17 protein-coding genes are annotated in these 17,649 nt (G+C 38.5%); 6 read left to right on the forward strand and 11 right to left on the reverse strand.

Features of this window, described 5'->3' with window-relative positions:
* The first annotated feature begins 198 nt into the window (after positions 1 to 198).
* Together CLW00_RS12500 and CLW00_RS12505 are read left to right on the forward strand one after the other, a co-directional pair.
* Entirely contained in the window at positions 199 to 1,008 is an 810-nt protein-coding gene (locus tag CLW00_RS12500; RefSeq protein WP_106134026.1) for a polysaccharide biosynthesis/export family protein, read from the forward strand.
* Positions 1,005 to 3,458 carry a GumC family protein gene (locus tag CLW00_RS12505; protein ID WP_106134027.1) on the forward strand — a complete coding sequence of 818 codons (2,454 nt, stop codon included), beginning with the start codon at positions 1,005 to 1,007 and terminating at the stop codon, positions 3,456 to 3,458. The genes CLW00_RS12500 and CLW00_RS12505 overlap by 4 nt, the downstream gene beginning before the upstream one ends.
* Positions 3,459 to 3,637: 179 nt before the next feature.
* On the opposite strand, the gene CLW00_RS12510 is transcribed toward CLW00_RS12505, so the two are convergent.
* From CLW00_RS12510 to CLW00_RS12520, 3 genes are all read right to left on the reverse strand, one after another.
* Positions 3,638 to 4,525 (reverse strand): HAEPLYID family protein, encoded by an 888-nt coding sequence (locus CLW00_RS12510; protein WP_106134028.1) that lies wholly within the window; start codon positions 4,523 to 4,525, stop codon positions 3,638 to 3,640.
* Between the two features lie 116 nt (positions 4,526 to 4,641).
* Positions 4,642 to 5,907: a hypothetical protein gene (locus CLW00_RS12515; RefSeq protein ID WP_106134029.1), complete on the reverse strand. Its 1,266-nt coding sequence runs from the start codon at positions 5,905 to 5,907 to the stop codon at positions 4,642 to 4,644.
* A gap of 102 nt (positions 5,908 to 6,009) precedes the next feature.
* A complete protein-coding gene (locus CLW00_RS12520; protein WP_245917277.1) occupies positions 6,010 to 6,375 on the reverse strand; it encodes a hypothetical protein in 366 nt (121 codons plus the stop codon).
* A 137-nt stretch (positions 6,376 to 6,512) separates the two neighbouring features.
* Between CLW00_RS12520 and CLW00_RS12525 the strand changes: the two genes are divergently transcribed.
* Positions 6,513 to 6,899, forward strand: a complete 387-nt coding sequence (locus tag CLW00_RS12525; RefSeq protein ID WP_106134030.1) for a DUF983 domain-containing protein — start codon at positions 6,513 to 6,515, stop codon at positions 6,897 to 6,899.
* 24 nt (positions 6,900 to 6,923) lie between these two features.
* Here the strand turns inward: CLW00_RS12525 and CLW00_RS12530 are convergent, their stop codons facing one another.
* Together CLW00_RS12530 and CLW00_RS12540 are read right to left on the reverse strand one after the other, a co-directional pair.
* Positions 6,924 to 7,523, reverse strand: coding sequence for a hypothetical protein (locus CLW00_RS12530; protein WP_106134031.1), 600 nt, complete (start codon positions 7,521 to 7,523; stop codon positions 6,924 to 6,926).
* A 256-nt stretch (positions 7,524 to 7,779) separates the two neighbouring features.
* Entirely contained in the window at positions 7,780 to 9,195 is a 1,416-nt protein-coding gene (locus tag CLW00_RS12540) for an alkaline phosphatase (protein ID WP_245917279.1), read from the reverse strand.
* A gap of 214 nt (positions 9,196 to 9,409) precedes the next feature.
* Here CLW00_RS12540 and CLW00_RS12545 point away from each other — a divergent pair, with 214 nt between their 5' ends.
* Positions 9,410 to 9,772 (forward strand): DUF2237 family protein, encoded by a 363-nt coding sequence (locus CLW00_RS12545; RefSeq protein WP_106134242.1) that lies wholly within the window; start codon positions 9,410 to 9,412, stop codon positions 9,770 to 9,772.
* Between the two features lie 354 nt (positions 9,773 to 10,126).
* Positions 10,127 to 10,660, forward strand: coding sequence for a hypothetical protein (locus CLW00_RS12550; RefSeq protein WP_106134033.1), 534 nt, complete (start codon positions 10,127 to 10,129; stop codon positions 10,658 to 10,660).
* Here the strand turns inward: CLW00_RS12550 and CLW00_RS12555 are convergent.
* The 6 genes from CLW00_RS12555 to CLW00_RS12580 all read right to left on the reverse strand — a co-directional run bounded on the left by CLW00_RS12555 (position 10,657) and on the right by CLW00_RS12580 (position 16,687).
* Positions 10,657 to 11,898, reverse strand: coding sequence for a glutamate-5-semialdehyde dehydrogenase (locus CLW00_RS12555; protein ID WP_106134034.1), 1,242 nt, complete (start codon positions 11,896 to 11,898; stop codon positions 10,657 to 10,659). The genes CLW00_RS12550 and CLW00_RS12555 overlap by 4 nt on opposite strands.
* Positions 11,891 to 12,979 carry a glutamate 5-kinase gene (gene proB / locus CLW00_RS12560; RefSeq protein ID WP_106134035.1) on the reverse strand — a complete coding sequence of 363 codons (1,089 nt, stop codon included), beginning with the start codon at positions 12,977 to 12,979 and terminating at the stop codon, positions 11,891 to 11,893. Before proB ends, CLW00_RS12555 begins: the two co-directional genes overlap by 8 nt.
* A 195-nt stretch (positions 12,980 to 13,174) precedes the next feature.
* Positions 13,175 to 14,179 (reverse strand): magnesium/cobalt transporter CorA, encoded by a 1,005-nt coding sequence (gene corA / locus CLW00_RS12565; protein ID WP_106134036.1) that lies wholly within the window; start codon positions 14,177 to 14,179, stop codon positions 13,175 to 13,177.
* A complete protein-coding gene (locus tag CLW00_RS12570) occupies positions 14,179 to 14,553 on the reverse strand; it encodes a response regulator (RefSeq protein ID WP_106134037.1) in 375 nt (124 codons plus the stop codon). The genes corA and CLW00_RS12570 overlap by 1 nt, the downstream gene beginning before the upstream one ends.
* A gap of 185 nt (positions 14,554 to 14,738) precedes the next feature.
* Positions 14,739 to 16,367, reverse strand: a complete 1,629-nt coding sequence (gene groL / locus CLW00_RS12575) for a chaperonin GroEL (RefSeq protein WP_106134038.1) — start codon at positions 16,365 to 16,367, stop codon at positions 14,739 to 14,741.
* A gap of 41 nt (positions 16,368 to 16,408) precedes the next feature.
* Positions 16,409 to 16,687 carry a co-chaperone GroES gene (locus tag CLW00_RS12580; protein ID WP_106134039.1) on the reverse strand — a complete coding sequence of 93 codons (279 nt, stop codon included), beginning with the start codon at positions 16,685 to 16,687 and terminating at the stop codon, positions 16,409 to 16,411.
* Positions 16,688 to 16,904: 217 nt separating this feature from the next.
* Here CLW00_RS12580 and CLW00_RS12585 point away from each other — a divergent pair, with 217 nt between their 5' ends.
* A complete protein-coding gene (locus CLW00_RS12585; protein WP_106134040.1) occupies positions 16,905 to 17,612 on the forward strand; it encodes a hypothetical protein in 708 nt (235 codons plus the stop codon).
* Positions 17,613 to 17,649: the final 37 nt, after the last annotated feature.

Below are 17,649 nucleotides of genomic sequence, written 5' to 3' on the forward strand. Positions count from 1 at the left end.
ATCCATTAGTATCCGTTTGCCAAAAAATCATCGTTCGTTTGATTAGTGGCATGATTGCGGAGAATCATATTATCCAATATTGGTTCAGCATACAGGCATGTAATTCATCGATTCTCCAACCACTCATTTAGCTTATTTTCAATGCCATTTCCAATATTTCTTTATATTTGAAATTCATTACGCTTAGCACCCAGGATTATGAACCGTTTTCTGACTATTATCTGCATTTTTCTATTTGCGTCATCCTGTATCAGCAATAAAAGAATTACTTATTTACAAAATCTTCCCGGAGATGAGCCTATTGGTTTAGATGAATTTATTCCTTTTGCTGAATATGAAAACAGGTACATTCTTCAGCCCTTTGATGTAGTAGATATTGACTTCGCTTCTGCTAATGAGGAGCTGACCAAAGCCTTTGAATTCCAAGGTTCGAGAATGATGCGAGGAGGAATGGGCGGTATGATGGGAGGTGACATGTTTTATTTTACAGGTTACACCATTGATGTGGAAGGTTTTGTGGAGTTACCGAGATTGGGTAAAGTAAAGATAGGAGGACTTACTGAAGATGAAGCCAGAGAAGTAGTACAAGTTAAAATCAGGGAGTTTTTCAAAGATGAGATTTACGTGAGACTGAGAATTGGGGGTATCAGGTTTACTGCTTTGGGTGAGTTTAGCAGTTCAGGTACCAAAGTGATTCTAAAAAACAGAGCTACTATATTTGATGCATTGGCTCTTTCAGGTGAGTCTAACATTCTTGCCAAAAAGAACCAACTCTTTTTGATCCGTCAATACGATGGAGGCTCCAAAATTCACCAAATCAATTTAAATGATAGGGCTTTGTTGGCTTCTCCTTTTTTCTTTATCAGAAATAATGATATCCTTTACCTAGAACCTATGAGCATCCGACAGTTTGGAAATGCTGAAAATCTCTCTTCTTCTCTGGGATTAATTATTGGTATAACAAGCTCTCTTTTGTTGATTTTTGCGATATTTAGGAATAATATATGATTGACGGGAATGTAGACATATCAAAATTCGAACAAGATGTCAAACCCATTGATATCAAGTATTACCTGATTAAATACTCCAGGTACTGGCCTCTGTATATTACCTGTATTTTTTTAGCACTGGTCATCGTGTTTCTTTTTCACAGGTATTCAGTAGAGGAGTATGAAGTACGAGGAAGCATTCTGATCAAACAAAAAAATACACCGGAGGTTAGGATTTTGGATAGGTCTAATATTTTTTCGGGAGCCAACAACCTCGAAAATGACATACTCCTTTTGACTTCCAAAAATCTCGCTCAGGAAGCTTTGAATAAACTTCATTTTGATGTCAGCTATTTTGCATCTACCAATATCAAAGAAATCGAGTTGTACGATAAGTCACCTATCAAGGTAGATGTTGATTGGAGTTTTCCGCAAGGGAGTTCTGGAGTAATTCACTTTACTGCTATTTCGGAAGAAGAATTTGTACTTACGAATGAGGAAAGAGGCTTTTTTGATTTTCTCTCCGCAAAAGCGTCTGGGCCATTTGATGACCAATTGCTGAATCAAACATATCGCTTCGGAGAGGAAATAGTCACTGAAAGGACTAAGTTCTCTGTGCATAAGCTGAAGTATATGAGACCGGGGGAGAAGCTGTTTTTTATTGTTCACCACCCCACAGATGTTTTGGAAACCTATCAAAGGTCCATCACTGTACGCCCTATCAATAGTTATGGTACTGTTTTGCAAGTATCAACAGTGTCTAGGGTTGTTGAAAAAGGCAGAGATTACGTTAATGCTTTGATGGACTCCTACCTCGATTATGACTTGACAGAAAAAAACAGGATTACAGAAAATACCCTCTCTTTTCTGGATCAACAGATGTCTGTTCTTGAAGACTCTTTAAGAAAAGTTGAAAACCGCATGCTCAACTTTAAGGTAGAGAACAAGCTTATGGACGTGAGTTCTGAATTTGGAGGAGTCTTGGGCAATATCCAAAGGTTAGATGATTTGGTTCAGGACATTGATTTTGAACTCAGTTATTACAAATCCCTGCAAACTTATCTGGTGGATAAGGGCGCGGATTATAGTGAGATTTTGGCTCCCTCTATCGTCGGATTGAGTGATGGATTCCTCAATGGGATGATAGCTGCCTTGGTAGAAGCTTCTCTGGAAAGGAGAAAAATACTGGCGATTGTCAATGAAAACCATCCTAATGTCAGGCAGCTCGATGAGCAAATCGAGAAAATGCGTGAAAATATCTTTGAGAATATTGACAACCTTGTAGCCAACACTGAAAAGAGGAAGGCTGAAGTAAACAAGAAACTGGCAGAGTTGGATGTTGAGTTTTCCAGACTTCCACAGACAGAGTCTTCTTATGCAAATATTTTCAGGCAGTATAGGTTGAGAGAAAATCTTTACAATTATCTTTTGGAAAAAAGAGCGGAGGCTGGAATTGCCAAAGCTTCCAATATTTCAGACAACTCAGTGTTGGATTATGCAAGAAGAGGAAGTTTGGTCTTTCCGCAAAAGCCTCAAAATTATGGAATGGCTGTTGGTCTTGGTTTTTTTATTCCATTAGGTTTTTTATTGTTGTTCCATTACCTCAACAATAAGATCATGGACCAAATCCAACTGAGAAATTCGCTTAGAATTCCGCTTTTGGGAACCATTGGATATAGTACAAAAGAAACAAACATGATCGTGGCCGAACATCCCAAGTCCATGGTGTCGGAATCATTCAGGTCATTGCGTTCAGGCTTGTTTTACATCGCCTCAGAAAAAAAATGCAAAAGGATCTTGGTTACATCTTCAGTTTCCGGTGAGGGCAAAACCTTTGTAAGTCTCAACCTTGCGGCGGCTATTGCGCTAAGTGGAAAGAAAACCTGTCTATTGGGTATGGACCTTAGAAAACCCAAAATCTCAGATTATGTTGGAATAGACAATAAAGTAGGATTATCAAGCTATTTGGTAGGGAAATCTGAAAAAGAAGACATCGTACTGCCCACCCAATATGAAAACTTGTACATAGTACCATCTGGCCCTATACCGCCTAATCCGGCTGAGTTACTCCTTAAAGATAAGATGCGAGAGTTTTTGGAATACCTGGAAGAGGATTTTGAGGTGGTATTGATGGATACACCTCCGATTGGTTTGGTGTCTGAGACTATGGACCTTTTGCGTTTTTCGGATGTCAACCTCTATATTGTTAGGCAGGATTATACACATAAAAAGTATTTGTTGATGGTCAATGACCTTTATGCCAATGATCAAATCAGGGATTTCTATGCAGTATTTAACGGCCTAAGGTCAGGTGGTGATATCTATGACTTTGGTGGTTACAATTATGGATATGGCTATAATTACTCTTATATGAGGAAAAATAAATATACTGGCAACTACTATGAAATTGATGACAAGAGTAAACCCTCTGCCTGGTTTGATGAAATTTTAAGAAAATTTAGAGCATAGAGGTTTGAAATGATCTAGGACAATTGCTTTTGAAAATATTTTTAGCAAATCACTTCTTTAATTTATTCATCATTTGAGCAAAGTAAAATGAACAATCCTACAGACGGATAAGGCTGTCTATAGGATTGTTTTATGTTATATCAAGTTTTACTGTGTATCCATTTTATCAAGAACAAACATCAATGGAAAGTCCTGAATCCAGGTTCATAAATGATCCGGACAAAAGAGCTGAGGCTTTCCCCTGGTTTGCGTAGTGGAATACCGGTAACAATACCCACCATGAGGTTTTCTGCAAGCCCCACACGCATTTGAGGACGCATGACGGCTTCAAGTTTGCCATTATGGATTTCCTTGTTGAATTCCACCCCGATAAAATTCCTTGTCCCCGTAATCATGTAATGAAAGTTGGAGTGGATTTCATAGGAAATTTCTCTTCTGATGTCAAAATCCTTTACAACCCTTGGTCCGGTATATACCAAGGTGTGGTAGTTTAGCCCCCATCTTTTTGCCGCTATAAAGAAGGGATTATAAATATTGCCTTTAAATAGTTCAGATTGTCCGAGGCGGTTGAGGTCCACAAATTCAAATTCATGGATGTAGCCCAAGGCCAAAGAGGTTTTGGCTTTTTCTGACACCAAGAAAGTCCATTGAGTGGCCAGTTTCAAAGATTCAATCCTATTTGAAGGTCTGGTTACATCTACGGGTGTACCTTCTCTTGTGGTGAAAATGGTTACAGGTACCTCGATTTCAAACCCTAGGCGGTCAATCGGTGCCCATTCATATTCCACCAATGCCTCATACTTGTTGAAGTCTCTTTTGTCAAACATTCCAAAACCCACGTTCCATTCTTTTTCTCCTTTTCGAGCTCCTAAGTCACGTATGAGATCAATGTAAAGAGGTTCGGCATGCAGGATTTTTGGTTTTAATTTCCCTCCTTCAGGTTCTTCAAATTCAGTGATGAAAAGGCTGTCCAAGGAAAGTCTTTCAAATCTGAGACTATCAGAATCTTGGGCCTTTGCGGCAATAATGACCAGTAAGGTGGTCAAGGTGATCAGTGCTTTTTTCATCTTTAGGTGTAAAAAGAATGCGCAAATTTGATTAATTTTTGATAATGTGAAACCCTGTCTTCCGTCAAATTTTGTTAATTCATCAGAATTATAATATTGAATTTTTATTTACAGTTTTAGAAAATTAAACCTAAACCAAGTTCCAATCTGTTCGCCTCTGGAATGATGCTTTCAGCAAGATTTTCTCTGAATTGATAATTGGCTTTGAAGACTAAATTCCTCCTTGGCCGTAGGTTGGCTCCTACACTTATTATTTCTAAGTTTTGCCTATCAAAGGCCCTGTTTTCGAAACTGCTGGCAACAGATGCATGTGTGTCAAGTCTTTCATAACGAAACCATATAGGCAATTTCCATTCCCTTTCACTATTGAAGACTGACCAAAGGTCCCACCTTAATTCTCCATAGTAACCCAAAGTTTCTTCACCGATCACTTGGTTGTCAAACTCGAAAATCCTATCTGTTTGGGTAGTACTTCCTTTCATAGCCAAACCAAACACAGAGAAGTTGCCCCATTCATATCCGGCAAAAGCTGAATAAAGAGACACTTGAGGAGAAAAATCTTGTCCGGAAGGGGTTTCCGCACCTCTGCCGGCATCTCCATAATAACCTGCGATTCCAAGTTTTATACTTTCTTTACCTACATACTCCAGCTTTCCATTACTGGCCCAGGCACGTGGCACTTCCAGTCCATGAAACCGTCCTCTTCTGATCCATGTACCTTCTACCATGTTGGAAGCATCCAGTCCTTTTGTAAGGCCCAAATTATATTCCAATTGATTGTTAAGGAAATTACCATAAAACATTACACCAGTTTCAAGCCATTGGGTAGGAAGGATAACCCTTTCGACCTCAGGTCTATTGACAGAGTAAAAGGCAATAGGCTCTTCATTGATATTGGTGTAACCCAAAGGGATGGGATAATTCCCCACCCTGACATTGAAGCTTGGGTGAAAGAGGTAATCAAACATCCACTCAAAATTGAACTCGGTTCCTACTTCATTGAAACCATCATGCAGGAGTTCTGCTTGAATTTCAGAATTGAATATCAACCTGTCGGTAATTTTGTAACCGAAGTAAAAACCAAAACGATAAAGATTGGTATAATACAATTCTATGTCATCACCTCTGTTTTTTTCTCCCATGTAGGAAACAGAATTGATTTCTGTAAATCCCGCTATTGAGTACCTCCTGTCAGCTGAATATATTTTTGATGCAGCATTGGCCAAACCAGGTTGCTTGATGTATTTTAACTCCTCTATAAGTTTTTTATTGGTGATCGAATCACTGAATTCATTTATTTCCTGAGTGATAGGGTCTTCTTGGGCTTCTACCAAATAGGGCGCCACAAGAAAAGCCAATCCCAGGAGGATTGTATTTTTCATTGCTCTGTTTCAAATTTTAAAATGATTATGTAATAGGACTAGTTTTAATCCCATTTTGCTATCTCAGTCAAAATATTTTGACGAGACATTTTTCAAAAAAAATCAGACCAACTGCGGTGGAGGGGAATCGTTTTCTTTGGTGATAGATTCAAAAATCTCCAAATAATAAGTGTTTAGGTTTCTTTCTGCATCTCCAAATTCTTGAGAAACTTTTATTCCCTGACTTTCAAGATGCAATTTGATGTCCGAAAATTTCTTTTTTTCGTGGGGCACTTCAGTGTCAGGAATAGTTTCATCATCCATTTCCAAAACATACTCCAATAGTAACTCAGCTAAAGAATCTATGGGGTCATGGTGTTCAAGTAGGGGAGAGTCAATTACTGAAGAATGATAAAAATTAGCAGACAGGTTGATGAAGTTTACCAATAATAGGTATACTAATCCTCTGCAAATGATATTTTTCTTCAACCTGATTAACACATCACAAACTTAACAAAAATGATGCTAAGCGCACAATCCAATACAGACCTTATGTTTTTATTATTGTACCAAAAGTCACGTAAAAAACCAGTTTTACTGCTAATTTTGCTTTATTAGAATTGATTATGAAAAATACGAGTTTGAGTGCAGCCATGTTACAGGCTAAGTGTCCAAGATGCAGGAAGGGAGATTTGTTTCCAACATCTGTGTTTAGTTATACCAAATTGTCAGAAATCAATGGGAAATGCCCCGAATGTGAAGCCACTATCACACCAGAGCCGGATTTCTTTTATGGAGCGATGTATATAAGTTATGCATTTTCTGTAGCATTGATGGTAAATGTTTCTATTCTAGTGACTTACTTTTTTGATAGACCGGATACAATGGTGTATGTATGGACCGTTTTGGCTGCCAATATTCTCTTGGTGCCATTGATGTTACGGTATTCAAAAGTCCTTTATCTCTACGGACTAGGAAAGTTAAGCTATGATCCAGATGCCTTGAAAAAATAGAGTTAAGGCTACAATTCAGTCAACTTAATTTTTTAAAAAAGGAGAAATGGAGTTGTATCTTAATTGCTCGCCATTCTTAAGGTAGACAATAAGAGCTGTTCTCATTCTATTTACCTGGCCTAAGGAACCATGAAAAGTCAAAGTAAAAAATTGACTCATCTGACTGTAATCACGAAACCTGCTCAATTGGGTTTGATCGGGTAATTGGAACAGGTATGAAATATCAGTTCCTGGAGCTAATTCAATGAATTCCTCCAAAAGCAGTATTTGAATATTGGATATGTTTTCGACTTCAAATCTTGGTTCACAATCCAAGGCAAAGCATTGACCTGGAAATCCATTGAAGGATGACTGCAACCTTTCGTAGTGCAATTCAAAATTATATCTGAAATCAGCCACTTGCACGGTATCATTTTCATCGGCAAAAGAACCGTTGGTAAATGGACTATAAAATACTTGTGAAATCTCTGTGATGTTTGCTCTTTGAATGCTTCCACACAAGTCATCTTCAAATTCAGGACTGGTGTAGCATGAAGGGAAAATCAAAAGCAACAACTGTAAGGATAAAATAACAGTTGTCAAATAAGTCGATCTTCGAGCAATTTTTGAATTGTACAAAGCCATTTTCAAAAGCTTTAAAAACCAAATCCATTCATAAATCTAGGATTTATGAATGGAAAATGCTTTGAATAAGACTTTTGTTTTTCAGATTCGCGGAAATTTTCTCCCACTGACGGCGTTGACTACCGGAGAACTACAAAGGAATGGGTACAGACCTTTTAGTTGGGGAGCGGCTGCGATGTCCCCAGAAATCGAATGTTTTAAAGAAGATGCTGTTTTTCTGAAGTTGTCTTCTCAATCTGCACAAAGCACATACATATCAAACTGATGCCGCAAATTTGCTTCTAGAAACGCCGGAAGCTTCTAACATGAAATTGTGTAATTCATAGTTTTTGACAAAGCCAGGTATGTTTTCACTTCCAGGCCCGTAAGTTGCCAGTTCTACATAATCACCTGAGTGATTTGTATGTGCCCAACTTACGGCATTGTGATTGGATAGAATACCGGCAAAATATGCAAAAGGAAGTTTGCCGGGGTTATATAAGCCATCTGCACCTATTTCAAAGCTTTTCAATAATTGCTCAGCTTCTTCCTGCTTAAGAGTTACATTTTGGTAATGGTTAACCATATCTATGGCCTGAGAAACAGAAGTATCAGGTTTGATTTGGTTCAGTATATATTGATTGGTGGCTTTGGCTTCAAATAGGCTCTCAAATTTCACGTTTTTTGGTCCAGGATTGAAAAGACCTGGATTGGAATTGCCATGGTCTGTTGTGATGACGACAAGTGTGTTTTTATCTTTCATGGCGAATTCCATCGCCACACCTACAGCCTCATCAAAATCCATCTGGTCATACAGTAATGCAGCTGCATCATTACCATGTGCTGCCCAGTCTACTTTTCCGCCTTCTACCTGCATGACAAAACCGTTTTGATTTTGACTGAGAATTTCAATGGTTTTCTTGGTCATTTCGGCGAGACTAGGCACTGTGCGCTTCAGGTTATCGTCATGCTCTCTATCTATGGCATAAGGCAGTCCATCCTCTGTGAAAACCCCCAATATCGGTTTTCCGGAATTGGCCTGATTCATTTCCTCTTTGTTATTGACTACTTGAAAACCTTTTTCTGAAAATTCAGAGAAAAGATTTTTCCCATCACTTCTCCTAGCAGGATCAAAGAACTCTCTTCCTCCTCCCATCATCACATCAAATTTGAGGTTAAGGTAATCCTCAGCTATCAGCGGCATTGCATTTCGGCTACTTTGATTGACACAAAAAGAAGCTGGTGTCGCATGTGTGATTTGCACAGAAGTGACACAACCTACAGCCTTGCCTTCACTTTTGAATTTCTGCAAGATTGGTTCATTTTCTTCCCCATTGGGCCCAATGTTTAGCGCACCATTGTTGACACGATGACCACCACCCCAAGCCGAACCAGCGGCAGCGGAGTCAGTAACAAAAGAGTTGGCTGATGCTGTATCCATGAGGGATCTTTTGACTGTATTGGATTCATAGAGAGAGATCCAGTTTGAAGGCTTACCCAACTTGTGCCTAATTAAAATATCAGCCATATTAAGGGTGCCAGAACTCATACCATCTGAAACAAGAAAAATAATGTTTTTGGCTTTTTCTCCTTTGTATAAAGAAGGCTTGGCAAGTACTGGCCTTGAACCCATTACACCAAGTCCTAGAGTAGTCAATAATCCGTTTTTGAAGAAATCCCGTCTTTTCATCATGGTTGTTTGCTTAATTTTCTTGATATTAAAAGAAGTCTAAATGTAATTCACATCTTTTTATGAAAGGTAAAATAAAAATTAGGTATGTGTTATCAAGCTGTTAAGTCAACCAAAGGTCAAATAAAAGGTTAAACTGTTATACTTATTTAAGATTGTCATTTTTGAACAAAGAATTGCTGACTCTCATGTGAAGGATAAAAAAAACAATAAAAATATGGCTTTAAATGTATTTGGAGAAAAATTGATTGAATGTAGCAGTGATCCACTGACGGGTTACTATAGAAATGGATGCTGTGAAACCGGGGAAGATGACAGCGGAACCCACACGGTATGTGCGGTTATGACAGATGAATTTTTGGCTTTTAGCAAAATGAGAGGCAATGATCTTATTACACCGAGGCCAGAGTGGTATTTTCCGGGCTTGAAAGCAGGGGATAGGTGGTGTCTTTGTGTCAGTAGGTGGCTGGAAGCTTATCATGCCGGTGTTGCCCCAAGAGTATATTTAGAAGCAACACATGAAAAGACGTTAGAGGCTGTTCCGATGGATAAATTGATAGCTTTTGCGGTGACAAATTAGGTGTCTTTTTCCCTATGGCCCAGTTTGTCAATTACCATTCATGGGTTAAAAATTCAAAACCCAACTATTCTGCTGTACTACCCTTTGTTAAAAAATATACTTACATCTATCCCATCTTTTAACTTTTTAAATTTGACTCATTCTCCCATAATTTTTAACTCATAACTATCCTGTCTCTATGATCTTGCTGCCTGCACTCCTTTCCCGTCTTCATAAGATTTTTGTATTCTGAACAAGACACGCTTTAAAGGAACTGCGTCTAGAAAAATAATTATCACTTATTTAAAAAATTCATATGGAATTAATTTTTCTAAAATTATAGTTGGGATCTTTAATAGTAAATAAATCTTGGCTATGAAAAAAACAGTTTTCCTCATTACTTCGCTTTTTCTTTTAGGAATCAGCACCGGTACCCAAGCGCAAGATGACTTCAAAAAAAATACAATATTTGGAGAATTAGCAGGTTCAGGAGGATTTTTTTCCCTGAATTATGACCGTAGGTTTGGAGATTCACCGACTGGTTTTGGAATGAGGACAGGGGTAGGCTATTTTCAATGGAGCAGTGATAGGTTTGTCACAATTCCAATTATTGCCAATTGGCTGATTGGTTCAAATGGGAAGTATTTGGAATTGGGAGCCGGAATGTCATTGGCTTATGCAGAGACTTTCAAACATAATCCAAATTTGGAAACAAGTATGGAAGATTTTCAGCCCAGTTCAAGATTTGGGCTTTGGCAAACGCCATTATTAAATATAGGATACAGAAGACAACCAATAGATGGAGGCTTTAATTTTAGGGCAGGTCTTGCACCTATTGCCAGTATAGGTGGTATATCTGGAATTCAAATCATACCATGGCCTTATTTGTCATTTGGCCTTACCTTTTAATTTCTTACCTGGCCATTTCCCTGAATTACCCACTTATAAGAACACAATTCAGCCAAAGCCATCGGCCCTCTGGCATGTAGTTTTTGAGTAGAAATACCGATTTCTGCTCCTAATCCGAATTGATTCCCGTCGGTGAAAGCTGTAGAAGCATTGGCATATACAGCCGCAGCATCTACTGTATTGAGGAATGTATCAATGGCCTCCTGATCTTCTGCTACGATAGCCTCACTGTGCTTGGAAGAGTAGGCAGCAATGTGCTGAAGGGCTTCTTCAAGGCTTGAAACAGTCTTCACAGACAATTTCAAGGAAAGAAATTCTGTCCCAAAATGTGCTTCAGTAGCTGGGGAGACTTGGGGATGATTTTTCAAGAAAGGGAATGATTGTTCATCAGCAAAGATTTCCACCCCTGCATCCAATAAACCATCAGCAATAGCATTCAAATCTGCCAAGCGGTCCTGATGAACAATCATGCAGTCTAATGAATTGCAGACACTTGGCCTTCTGGTTTTGGCATTGAGGACGATGTTTTTGGCTTTTTCAAGATCAGCAGATGCATCAACATAAGTATGCACGATCCCAGCTCCGGTTTCGATGACCGGTACTTTTGAGTTTTCCCTCACAAAGTTGATCAAACCCTGACTTCCCCGGGGAATGATAATATCCACCATGCCAACGGCCTCCAAAAGCGCTTTTGTTGCGGTTCTGTCGGCAGGGAGCAATTGGAATGCATCAATTGGCAGTCCATTTTTTTCTAAAGCTTGATGAAGAAGCCTGAGGATAGCTTGGTTGGAGGCGTGGGCATCAGAACCACCCTTAAGGATCAACCCATTCCCAGATTTGAGTGCCAGACAGAAAACGTCAAATGTGACATTCGGCCTTGCTTCATAAATGATTCCCAAAACACCTAGCGGCACGGTTTTTTTGGTCAATTCAAGTCCATTTTCCAATGTTCTGCTCTCCAAGATGTTCGAAAGGGGAGAAGGGAGGCTTTTAACTTGCCTGATTTCCTGGGTAATGCCAATAATTCTATCTTTATTTAAAAGAAGTCTGTCGTATTTGGGGTCGGCTTTATCCATTTTGGATAGGTCTTCTTTATTTGCATCCAAAATAGTGTCCACCTGATCAAGGGTGACCGTAATCAAATCATCTAAAATTTTGTTGATTTCAGACTCTGGAATCAGACCCAAAGCTCTGGAACTTTCTTTTACTCTCTGGAAAATAGATTGTAGATCACGCATGCTGAAAAAGGTATAAATAGTCGTAATGTATAAATGCTTTTTGGTTTTTTTGACCTATTTTCTCTTTGAGTTGAAGGTCATTGTACTCTGCTCTTCCAAGTCCTAACTTGCTGCCTGCCTCATCCCTAATACTGATGATGTCTCCTTTGGAAAAACTGCCAGAAGAATCAGTAATTCCGACAGGGAGAATAGAAATGATTTTTTCGGAAAATAGAGCTTCTTTTGCCCCTTCATTGATTGTAATTTCTCCTTTATAATATTCAGCACCGTGCGCCAACCATTTTTTGGTGCTTTGCTTTTTGGCCAATGCTTCAAAAACGGTATGAGGGGCTTTTTTTTCCAAAACATCAATCAGGATATTGTCTCTTTTTCCATTGGCAATCAATACTTCTATCCCCAGGTTGGCTGATTTTTTTGCCATATTGAGTTTGGTCAACATACCACCTCTTCCAAAAGCTGATTTTATTGGACTTACTTGGATCTCCTCAGAAAAACTATCTTTGGTAATTCGTGGAATCAACTTGGCCTCAGGAAGTGAGGGAGGACCGTCGTATACGCCATCTACATTGGTAAGGAGGATCAATTTATGTGCATTGACCATAGCTGCAGTCAGAGAAGCGAGTTCATCATTGTCCGTAAACATCAATTCAGTAATAGCTACAGTGTCATTTTCATTGATTATAGGAAGGATTCCTTGCCTTAACAAGCCTTGGATACAGTTTTTCATATTGAGAAAATGTTTCCGATCTCTAAAGTCCTCTTTTGTCACAAGGATTTGAGCAACAGGAATTCCTTCTTCGGCAAAAAAAGACTTGTATGTTTTTATAAGCTCTACTTGACCTGTAGATGCCCAAATCTGTTTTTTCAAAACTGGATCTAATTTTTCAGTCAAAGCAATCTCTCCTCTTCCAAAAGCAACAGCACCTGAGGAAATCAAAACAATATTGACACCCTCTCTTTTAAGATAAGCAAGCTGCCTACTAAGCTCCTGCATTCTTTTCAAATCCGGCTTGGCGTTGTCTTGAGTAAGGACATTTGAGCCAATTTTGATTACAAGATTTATTTCTGTCTTTGGTGACATATTTGGGTATTTATTGATAATTCAACACAATAATACCTCTTTCTTTAGTATTTGTCTAAAAAAACAGTGATATGTTGGCGTTTGTCTACAATTGATCAAAGTTTAAATATCAACAGGTTTTCGATTATCGGACTGCTATTCTGGGAAAAAAGTATTGATTAATAAAAGGAAGTAAATTTAAACCCTGGGGTTAATTCAGAACCACTTTTTTTTCTTGAAGTAATAGACCATCCCTCCTGTTGCAATTATAAAAATAGCCCATGTACTTAGGTAAGCGTATTTCCATTGCAATTCTGGCATATATTCAAAGTTCATTCCGTAGACCCCAGCTATAAATGTAAGGGGGATAAAAATGGTTGCAATGATTGTTAGGGTTTTCATGACCTCATTTTGCTTCAAGCTAATATTGGTCATGTAAATCTCCACAAGTGTGGTGATTGATTCCCTTTGCATTTCAAGGTTTTCAATTATTTCTACTGTATGCTCATAGATGTTATTGACATAGGGAAGGGTTTTCTTTTTTAGGAATATGCTTTCGGATTTTTTCCAAGCAGAAAGAATTTCCCGGGTAGGCCAGATCACTTTTTTGATTTCCTGCATTGATTTTCTATGCTTGTAGATAGTAGACAAAAGCGACTTGTGGTGATCTGCCATTATCAGGTCCTCTAGTTGTTCTGTCTTATCATAAAGCTTTTCCAGCAAAAGGAAATACTCGTCAATTATGGCATCCATCAAGGTATAAGCCAAATAGTCTGGTCCCATTTTTCGCATTTTTCCAGCAGGGTTTTCAAGTCTGGTTCTTACCCCATCAAAGAGGTCAAAATCTTCTTCCTGTATGGAGATAAGATAGTTTTTGCCAATGATAAAACTTACTTGTTCGGCTTGGATTCTGGAAATATCGCTTTTAGTGTAAAGCATTTTTGCAACTAGGAGAAGGGAGTTTTCAAACTCTTCCAGTTTAGGTCTTTGTTGACTGTTGACAATATCATCAATAGCTAGAGCATGGATTCCGAAAATATCTGCAATACCAGATAGCAACTCATTATCAAGACTGACTACATTTAACCAGAACTTTTTGGTAGCGGACAAATAAGGAGTAAGTTGGGATAAATCAGTAATGTGATGTTTTTCAAAAAAATTCTCTTCGTAGACATACAACTCTAGGCTTAATTTAGGGTTTATGTTGTCCGAACTTTTCATTATACAATATTTTTGATTTTTTCAGGAGTCAGCGGTTTTTCAACAAAACCTTTCACTACATGGTACTGCATGGCTTTTTGCCTGTCTTGTAGGTCAATTGAGCTGGACAGTACATAAATTTCATCTTTTCTTTCTGGAAACTCTTTTAGGTATACATTTAAAAAATCCCAGCCATTCATTACAGGCATATTGATATCCAACAGAATCAACGTCTGTTCATTTGAGTCGAGTGACCTTAGTCTTTGAAGAGCTTTTTCAGCTTCCAGAAACTCTTCTACCTTTTCAGATATCGATAATTTTGTGATCAATCTTTTATTGATAAGGTTATTGATAGGGTCATCATCGACCAAAATGATTGACTTATAAAGCTGCATGTAAGAGTAGATTGAACTAAGGCGGAATTTCAAAATGTATGGCTTCCAAAGATATATATCAATCTGGAAATATCCAGTATTTGATTCTATTTTAAAGTGTAAGTTACACTTATTTATGAAATGTTTAAATAAAAAAGGGGAGCCAGTTATGACTCCCCTTTTCTGATATTCTAATGGATATGAAATTACATCATTCCACCCATTCCACCACCGCCCATTGGAGGCATAGCTGGTGAATCTTCTTTAATGTCGGCTACCACACACTCGGTAGTCAGAAGAAGGGCTGCAATTGAAGCTGCATTTTCCAAAGCCAATCTGGTAACTTTAGTAGGGTCAATTACACCAACCTCAAATAGGTCTTCAAACTTATCAGTTCTGGCGTTGTAACCATAGTTTCCAGTGTTTTCTTTGATTTTATTGATGATCACAGAACCTTCTCCACCAGCATTTTCTACGATAGTTCTCAAAGGAGATTCAATCGCAATTCTGATGATGTTGATACCTGTATCCTGGTCTTCGTTTTCACCTTTCAATGAATCAAGAGCAGAGGCAGTTCTTACCAAAGCAACTCCACCACCTACTACTACACCTTCTTGTACAGCAGCTCTGGTAGCGTGCAATGCATCATCTACTCTGTCTTTTTTCTCTTTCATTTCCACTTCAGTCGCAGCACCGATGTATAGGATGGCAACGCCACCTGACAACTTGGCTAATCTTTCCTGAAGTTTTTCTTTGTCATAATCAGAAGTAGTCTTCTCGATTTGAGATTTGATCTCGTTGATTCTAGATTGGATGGCTGTTGATTCACCGGCACCATTGACTACAGTAGTATTGTCTTTGTCAATGTTTACCTTCTCAGCTGTACCTAGGTATTCAACTGTTGCGTTTTCAAGCTTGTATCCTCTTTCTTCAGAGATTACAGTACCACCAGTCAAGATAGCGATGTCTTCCAACATTGCTTTTCTTCTATCTCCAAAGCCTGGAGCTTTTACTGCAGCTACTTTCAGCGCACCTCTGATTTTGTTTACTACCAAGGTAGCCAATGCTTCACCATCCACATCTTCAGCGATGATCAACAATGGTCTTCCTGATTGAGCTACTGGCTCCAATACAGGAAGTAGTTCTTTCATGGAAGATATTTTCTTGTCATAGATCAAGATGTATGGATTTTCCAATTCAGCTTCCATTTTCTCAGTGTTGGTCACAAAGTATGGAGAAAGGTAACCTCTGTCGAATTGCATACCTTCAACTGTTCTTACTTCAGTTTCGGTTCCTTTTGCTTCTTCCACAGTGATTACACCGTCTTTACCAACTTTGTCCATGGCATCGGCAATCATTTTACCGATTTCATCATCATTGTTGGCAGATACTGTTGCCACTTGTTGGATTTCTTTAGAAGTAGAGATAGGCTTAGAGTTAGCTCTCAACTCAGCTACTACTGCAGCAACTGCCTTGTCGATTCCTCTCTTAAGATCCATTGGGTTGGCTCCGGCCGCTACGTTTTTGATACCCGCGTTGAATATAGCTTGGGTAAGTACAGTAGCTGTAGTAGTACCGTCACCCGCATTGTCAGCGGTTTTGGAAGCCACTTCTTTAACAAGCTGAGCGCCCATGTTTTCGATTGGTTCTTCCAATTCGATTTCTTTCGCTACAGATACACCATCTTTGGTGATCGTAGGAGCGCCGAATTTTTTGTCGATAATTACATTTCTCCCTTTAGGTCCCAGGGTTACTTTTACTGCGTCTGCAAGAGCATCTACACCTTTTTTCAGTCTGTCTCTCGCGTCGGTATCGAAAAATAATTGTTTAGCCATTTTTTTGTTGTTTTAGGTTTCTGATTGTTTGAAATAGATGCTTAGAGAATGGCAAAAATGTCCGCTTCTCTCATGATAAGGTAATCACTACCTTCCACGGATAGCTCAGTACCTGCGTACTTGCCATAAAGTACCGTGTCACCTACTTTTACAGTCAATGGTTCATCTTTTTTGCCATTTCCAACTGCTACTACTGTTCCTTTCTGTGGTTTTTCCTTGGCAGTATCTGGAATATAAAGGCCAGAGGCAGTTTTCTCTTCAGCTGCAGCAGGTTCTACCAGAACTCTGTCTGCAAGAGGTTGGATGTTTACTTTTGACATAATTATTAACTTTTAAAGGTTAGTTACAAAATCTTATAAAGCCCAATTATCATTTCTTATGCCAAAGGAGTTAATACCTTGCAAACTGACATAAAGGCGCAATTTTTTACATGTTATTGTCATATAGTTTTGCCTTTGGACATTTAGACTGTCAAAATTTCAAAGACTGTTTTTTCTTTTGTCAGTTTTTCGTAAATTTTTTAGCAAATTGATTACTATGAAAACACTAAATGATAACTGGATTACTGAGGGATGGATTGATTTTGAGTATAAAAAATACCTTCTCCTGGCTTATTTGCAGCATGTCAATAGCCAATTTCAAGAAGTCAAACTCTATCCACCACTTGCTGAATTGATAAGGCATTATACCAAGCTCAATAGCTTCGCTGAAAATAAGAATCAGCTTAAATCTGCTTTTCCCAAAATGCTAGAAGGGCCTGATTTGAAGCAAATGAAGTTTAAGTATAAGCCATTGGTGTTTGATGATGATTTGATGAAGCAGTTGGAGGAAATAGTGCAGTATTCTTTACCTCAATTCAAGAAAGCCATTGAAGATGGCAAAACAATCTATGATTTCCTGGAAAATGAAATGTCGATAGAGCCTGTTGGGCTTTCTCCTTTGTATCAAAAGGAAGGATATGCGCTACTTTCTTCTGAGAAATCAAATGAGATTTTTGTATACCGGTACAAGGTTAATTTGTTTCAAAATAGTGTGGATACTTTCAAAGGTATCATGATGCAACTGATACAAAAAGTGCGCAGGAGTATCAGCAATACATTCGAACAAATCAAGCTTGACTTGATCAAAAATTACAGGGAACTGCCCAATCCGGCAACATACCGTATCCATAGCATGCAGCAGATTCCTATTCAAGAAAGTTTTCTGCCCATCTCCAAAAGGTTATTGCTGAGGGCTGTTGATTGATTAAAAATGTATGTATCTGCTATTCTGACAATAGGCT

It is taken from the genome of Mongoliibacter ruber (assembly GCF_003003005.1).
In the GTDB taxonomy this organism is placed as follows: domain Bacteria; phylum Bacteroidota; class Bacteroidia; order Cytophagales; family Cyclobacteriaceae; genus Mongoliibacter; species Mongoliibacter ruber.

What these genes read in the sequence shown, in the direction of transcription:
- CLW00_RS12550 (WP_106134033.1), top strand. Translation starts at nt 10,127, where the DNA reads ATGAAAAAAACAGTTTTCCTCATTACTTCGCTTTTTCTTTTAGGAATC.
- CLW00_RS12505 (WP_106134027.1), top strand. Translation starts at nt 1,005, where the DNA reads ATGATTGACGGGAATGTAGACATATCAAAATTCGAACAAGATGTCAAA.
- CLW00_RS12580 (WP_106134039.1), bottom strand. Translation starts at nt 16,687, where the DNA reads ATGTCAAAAGTAAACATCCAACCTCTTGCAGACAGAGTTCTGGTAGAA.
- CLW00_RS12500 (WP_106134026.1), top strand. Translation starts at nt 199, where the DNA reads ATGAACCGTTTTCTGACTATTATCTGCATTTTTCTATTTGCGTCATCC.
- CLW00_RS12515 (WP_106134029.1), bottom strand. Translation starts at nt 5,907, where the DNA reads ATGAAAAATACAATCCTCCTGGGATTGGCTTTTCTTGTGGCGCCCTAT.
- CLW00_RS12510 (WP_106134028.1), bottom strand. Translation starts at nt 4,525, where the DNA reads ATGAAAAAAGCACTGATCACCTTGACCACCTTACTGGTCATTATTGCC.
- groL (WP_106134038.1), bottom strand. Translation starts at nt 16,367, where the DNA reads ATGGCTAAACAATTATTTTTCGATACCGACGCGAGAGACAGACTGAAA.
- CLW00_RS12540 (WP_245917279.1), bottom strand. Translation starts at nt 9,195, where the DNA reads ATGATGAAAAGACGGGATTTCTTCAAAAACGGATTATTGACTACTCTA.
- CLW00_RS12525 (WP_106134030.1), top strand. Translation starts at nt 6,513, where the DNA reads ATGAAAAATACGAGTTTGAGTGCAGCCATGTTACAGGCTAAGTGTCCA.
- CLW00_RS12570 (WP_106134037.1), bottom strand. Translation starts at nt 14,553, where the DNA reads ATGCAGCTTTATAAGTCAATCATTTTGGTCGATGATGACCCTATCAAT.
- proB (WP_106134035.1), bottom strand. Translation starts at nt 12,979, where the DNA reads ATGTCACCAAAGACAGAAATAAATCTTGTAATCAAAATTGGCTCAAAT.
- CLW00_RS12530 (WP_106134031.1), bottom strand. Translation starts at nt 7,523, where the DNA reads ATGGCTTTGTACAATTCAAAAATTGCTCGAAGATCGACTTATTTGACA.
- CLW00_RS12585 (WP_106134040.1), top strand. Translation starts at nt 16,905, where the DNA reads ATGAAAACACTAAATGATAACTGGATTACTGAGGGATGGATTGATTTT.
- corA (WP_106134036.1), bottom strand. Translation starts at nt 14,179, where the DNA reads ATGAAAAGTTCGGACAACATAAACCCTAAATTAAGCCTAGAGTTGTAT.
- CLW00_RS12555 (WP_106134034.1), bottom strand. Translation starts at nt 11,898, where the DNA reads ATGCGTGATCTACAATCTATTTTCCAGAGAGTAAAAGAAAGTTCCAGA.
- CLW00_RS12545 (WP_106134242.1), top strand. Translation starts at nt 9,410, where the DNA reads ATGGCTTTAAATGTATTTGGAGAAAAATTGATTGAATGTAGCAGTGAT.